The organism is Gemmatimonas sp. (assembly GCF_044345575.1).
In the GTDB taxonomy this organism is placed as follows: domain Bacteria; phylum Gemmatimonadota; class Gemmatimonadetes; order Gemmatimonadales; family Gemmatimonadaceae; genus Gemmatimonas.
Map to the genome: position 1 here is coordinate 1 of NZ_JBIJAW010000268.1, position 4,552 is coordinate 4,552.

Below are 4,552 nucleotides of genomic sequence, written 5' to 3' on the forward strand. Positions count from 1 at the left end.
TGCAGTTCGATCGTCAGCCCGATGGCACGTTGGTCCCGCTCCCCAAGCCGTCGGTCGATACCGGCGCCGGGCTCGAGCGCATCGCGGCCGTGATGCAGGGAGTGACGAACAACTTCCACACCGACGGATTCCGCCCGCTCATCGAGAAGGTCGAGGAAATCGTTGGTATTCAGTATCCGTATCGGCCCGGCGTGGGGCTGGGCACCGCCTTCGACAAGTCCGGGAAGGAAATCGATCCCGCGTCGTTCCGGGTGCTGGCCGACCATGCCCGCGCTGTGGGCTTCCTGCTCGCCGACGGCGTGTTCCCGAGCAACGAGGGGCGCGGCTACGTGCTGCGGCGCATTCTGCGCCGCGCCGTGCGTCATGCGTGGTTGCTTGGCCGGCGCGAGCCGACCTTGGTGCACGTGGTGGAAACGCTCATCGATACGATGCGCGACATCTATCCCGAGTTGCACGTGCGTCGCAAGCACATCATCGAGACCACGCGGGCCGAAGAGGAGCGCTTCCTCGCCACCATCGATGCCGGCATGAGCCGCTTCGAGGAACTCGCGCCGGAAGGATCCACCCAGGGATCGTCCAGGTTGCGTGGTACCGTCTCGGGTGAGGATGCCTTCCGACTGTACGACACGTTCGGATTCCCCATCGACCTGACCGAACTGATGGCCCGCGAACGCGGGTATCTCGTCGATATCTCGGGGTTTGAACAGGCGCTCTCGGCGCAGCGCAAGCAGTCGCAGGACGAGCGCAAGTCGAAACAGATCACGGTCAGCAGCGACGATTTCGCCGATCCCACGCAGTGGACCCACGACCAGCAGCATGCCGAGGGCATGGGTCGCTTTGTCGGATACGACGTGATCGAGGTGAACACGATCGTCACGGCCGTGCGCCATCTCGCCGATGGCCGCGTGGCGGTCATGCTGCGCGAGTCGCCGTTTTATGCGGAGTCGGGTGGGCAGGTGTCCGACCAGGGTACCATTACCGGCGAGGGCTGGAGCGTTGTCGTGAATGAGGTGCGCAAGCTCGATGGTCGCATCGCGGCCATCGGGACACCGACCGGTGAAATCACCTTCGGTCGCGCGCACGCGGCGGTCCCGCGGGATCGCCGCAAGGACACGGAGCGCCACCATACCGCAACGCACCTGCTGCACGCGGCGCTGCGCAAGGTGCTCGGAGAGCATGTCCATCAGGCAGGCTCGCTCGTGGCTCCTGATCGCTTGCGCTTCGACTTCACGCACCATGGGCCGGTGACCGCCGAGCAGATGGCGGCGATCGAATCCGACGTGAACGCGGGCGTGTGGGCTTCGGCCGCCGTAACCATTCAGGAAGAGTCGTACAACGCTGCCGTGGCGCGTGGGGCGATGGCGCTGTTCGGTGAGAAGTACGGCGACGTGGTGCGCGTGGTCGAGATCCCGGGGTTGTCCGTGGAACTGTGCGGTGGTACACACGTACGCAACACGTCGGAGATCGGCCTCGTACGCATCGTGAGTGAAAGCGGAGTTGCCGCCGGCGTGCGCCGTATCGAAGCCGTGTCCGGCCCGCGCGCGTTTCAGTTCATGGCCGATCGCGAACGCGCCCTGCTGCAGGTCGCGTCCCGCCTCAAGGTGCCCATGAGTGGCATGACGAGCGGCGCCGAGCAGATCGAGAAGAAGCTCGAGTCGATTTTGGACGAGCGGAAGCAACTCGAGAAGCGGCTCGACGAAGCCCTGCGTGGCGGCGCCCAGGGAGGCGGAGTCGCGCAGCAGCTGGCGGGGATGGCGGCCGATGTGGGCGGCACACGCTTCGTGGCCTCGCGCGTCGATGTGGCCGATGTGAAGGCGCTGCAGGCGCTCGGTGATGCTGTCCGCGAAGCACTCGGGAGCGGGGTGGCCGTGCTCGGCGCGGCCCTGGCTGACGGCAAGGGCGCACTCCTCGCGGTGGCCACCGACGATGTGCGTGAACGGGGCCTGCGGGCCGACATCATTGTGCGTGACGTGGCCGCGACGGTTGGCGGTCGCGGGGGGGGCAAGCCGCACATGGCCCAGGCCGGCGTGGATGCTGCCCAGATCGACGCCGCGCTTGCGGCCGCAGGCGATGTCATGGCGAAGCTCACGGTGGCGGGATGACCGCGCCTGGGCAGGCACCGTCGGCCGGCGAGCTGTCGGCGCCCGCAGCCACGGTAGGCGAATGGATCGCGCGCCTCGAACCTGCGCCGCCTGCCGCCTTGCATCATCGCTTGCGCGACCTGGTGGCACCTTCGGCGCACCGGCCGGTGGCCGAGGTGCCGGAGGCGTGCCTCGAGGCCGGCGAAACGCTGTTGGATGCGCTGCTCGCGTCGGGGTCGACGAGCCGCGCCACCGCGCTCGATCTACTGGCGGTGGATGCGCTCGTGACGTACGCGTTCCAGGCCGCGGCCGACGAGCCGGCGCGTCTCGAGGAGCGGGCGGCCCGGGCGATGTCGCGCATCGCGTCGCTGCCGGCCGCATTGCAGGGGTGACCGTCTTTTCGGGAGTTTGGTCGTGATCGACATTCACACCCATCTCCTGCCCGGGGTCGATGACGGCTCGCCATCGTTCGACGTGTCAGTGCCCGTCCTCGAGCGCTTCGCCGAGGAGGGAGTGACCACGCTCGTCTGCACGCCTCACCTCAATGCCAGCCAGGTCACTGCGGCGCCGGTCGCGCATCACCACGCCCTGCTGGAGGAACTGCAGCGTCGCGGTCCCGCCGCCCTTGCACTGAAGCTCGGTTGGGAGATCATGCTGGATGCGCCCAACGTAGACCTCAGCGCGCCGGAGTTGACGTTGGGCGGTTCGCGGGCGCTGCTCGTGGAGTTCACGCGGGGCGGCTTACCGCGCGGTGCCACCGCGGAGTTGCGCCGCATTGCGCGCTCTGGGCGAACGCCGATCCTGGCGCACCCCGAGCGTTATTTCGGTTGCACGCTCGAGGCGATTCGTGAGTGGCGTGCCATCGGGGTGGTCATTCAGACGGATGCGTCGGTGTTGATGGGGCGCGGGGTGCCGGCGGAACTCGCCCGGGCCATGCTGGCCGAGGGCTTGATCGACATTCTCGCCTCCGACAACCACGGTGATTCCCGTTCATTGGCCGCAGTGCACGAGTGGCTGCTCGAGCGTGGTGGGGACGAGCAGCTCACGCTGCTCACGCACACGAACGCCGAGTGCGTCCTGAATGATGAAGATCCATTGCCGGTCCCGCCGCTGCGTCCCGGGTTGTTGGCCCGGGTGAAGCGCCTGTTCGGTCGGTAGTGCTCGCGTACGACAGCTCTCTCGAACTCGATTTCGGATACTTATGACCTCATCTGCACAGACGACACCGGGGCCTGTAACTCCGCTGCTCGACGCCCTGCGTGAACTCGCCGCCACGGCTGAGCGAAGTGCGGTCCAACTCGAGGACGGCATCGCGCGCGCGCTCGATCTTGTGAAGGACACGGTGGCACGCGAAGGCACGTTGCTGTTCTGCGGGAACGGTGGATCGGCAGCCGACGCACAGCATATGGCCACGGAGTATGTCGTGCGCTACATGCGGAACCGGCGCCCGTATCCCGCGATTGCCCTGACCACCGACAGTTCGTTGCTCACCGCCACGGGCAATGACTTCGGGTTCGACCACGTGTTCGAACGTCAGGTGCAGGCGATCGGAAAGCCCGGTGACTTGCTCATCATTCACTCCACGAGTGGCAACTCACCGAATGTGCTGCTCGCGGCGGACGCGGCGCGTGCCAAGGGGATGCCCGTGTTGGCGCTAACGGCCAAGGATGGCGGTGCCCTCAAGCACAAAGCCGATGTCTGTATCGTCGTGCCCACGTCGCGCACCGATCGGGCGCAGGAGATTCATCTGTGCATTCAGCACGCCATCTGTGATGCCATCGAGGCCACACTGTGATCAGTCTTTCCGGCAAGAAGGCACTTGTCACCGGCGGCGCGCGTGGGATCGGCGCCGCATGTGCCCGTCTCCTCGCGCAGGCAGGTGCCGATGTGGGTATCGCGTATCGTTCGCGCGCCGACGAAGCCCAGGGGCTTGTCGACGAACTCACGACGCTCGGCGTGCGCGCCTTTGCCTTCCAGGGTGACCTGTCGACACGCGCAGCGAACGACGCGTTCGTGGCCGAGGCGGTAAGGCAGTTCGGCCAGCTCGATATCTTCGTGGGTAACGCCGGTGTCTGGCCCGATGTCTCCGTGCCGGTGGCCGACCTCGACGATGAACGGTGGCATCACACGGTGGCCACCAATCTCGACGGCATGTTCTTCGGTGCGCGCGCTGCGGTGCGGCACATGCCCAACGGGGGACGGCTGGTGTTCATCTCGAGTACGGCCGGCCAGCGCGGCGAAGCGGGGCACGCCGATTACGCCGCATCGAAGGGGGCCATGATCTCGTTCGTGAAGTCCCTGGCGGTGGAGCTCGGCGCGCGCGACATCACGGTGAATAGTGTCGCGCCCGGTTGGGTGGATACCGAGGCGGTGGCGCGTCCGTTTGCGGCCGAGGGACGTGGGCGGATCGAGGCGAACATTCCGTTGCAGCGGGTGGCGAGTCCCGCCGATATCGCGGGTCCGGTGCTCTT

Annotated in this window: 5 protein-coding genes; all 5 read left to right on the plus strand. The window is 66.8% G+C overall.

Translation table 11 applies throughout. The features are described from left to right. On the plus strand, positions 1 to 2,102 hold a 2,102-nt coding region (alaS, locus tag ACIQ6O_RS13245; RefSeq protein WP_396208263.1), incomplete at its 5' end, for an alanine--tRNA ligase. Next, the gene (locus tag ACIQ6O_RS13250) at positions 2,099 to 2,473 is read left to right on the plus strand and encodes a hypothetical protein (protein WP_396208264.1); all 375 of its coding nucleotides are present in this window, start codon (positions 2,099 to 2,101) and stop codon (positions 2,471 to 2,473) included. The genes alaS and ACIQ6O_RS13250, both read left to right, overlap by 4 nt. A gap of 22 nt (positions 2,474 to 2,495) precedes the next feature. Beyond that, complete coding sequence (locus ACIQ6O_RS13255) at positions 2,496 to 3,239, plus strand: tyrosine-protein phosphatase (protein WP_396208265.1); 744 nt, start codon at positions 2,496 to 2,498, stop codon at positions 3,237 to 3,239. Between the two features lie 43 nt (positions 3,240 to 3,282). Then, positions 3,283 to 3,876, plus strand: a complete 594-nt coding sequence (locus ACIQ6O_RS13260; protein WP_396208266.1) for an SIS domain-containing protein — start codon at positions 3,283 to 3,285, stop codon at positions 3,874 to 3,876. Then, positions 3,873 to 4,552, plus strand: a 680-nt coding sequence (locus ACIQ6O_RS13265) for an SDR family NAD(P)-dependent oxidoreductase (RefSeq protein WP_396208267.1), incomplete at its 3' end; no start/stop codon positions are given. The genes ACIQ6O_RS13260 and ACIQ6O_RS13265, both read left to right, overlap by 4 nt.

Coding starts and splice junctions, on each gene's coding strand:
- ACIQ6O_RS13250 (WP_396208264.1), top strand. CDS start 2,099: ATGACCGCGCCTGGGCAGGCACCGTCGGCCGGCGAGCTGTCGGCGCCC.
- ACIQ6O_RS13260 (WP_396208266.1), top strand. CDS start 3,283: ATGACCTCATCTGCACAGACGACACCGGGGCCTGTAACTCCGCTGCTC.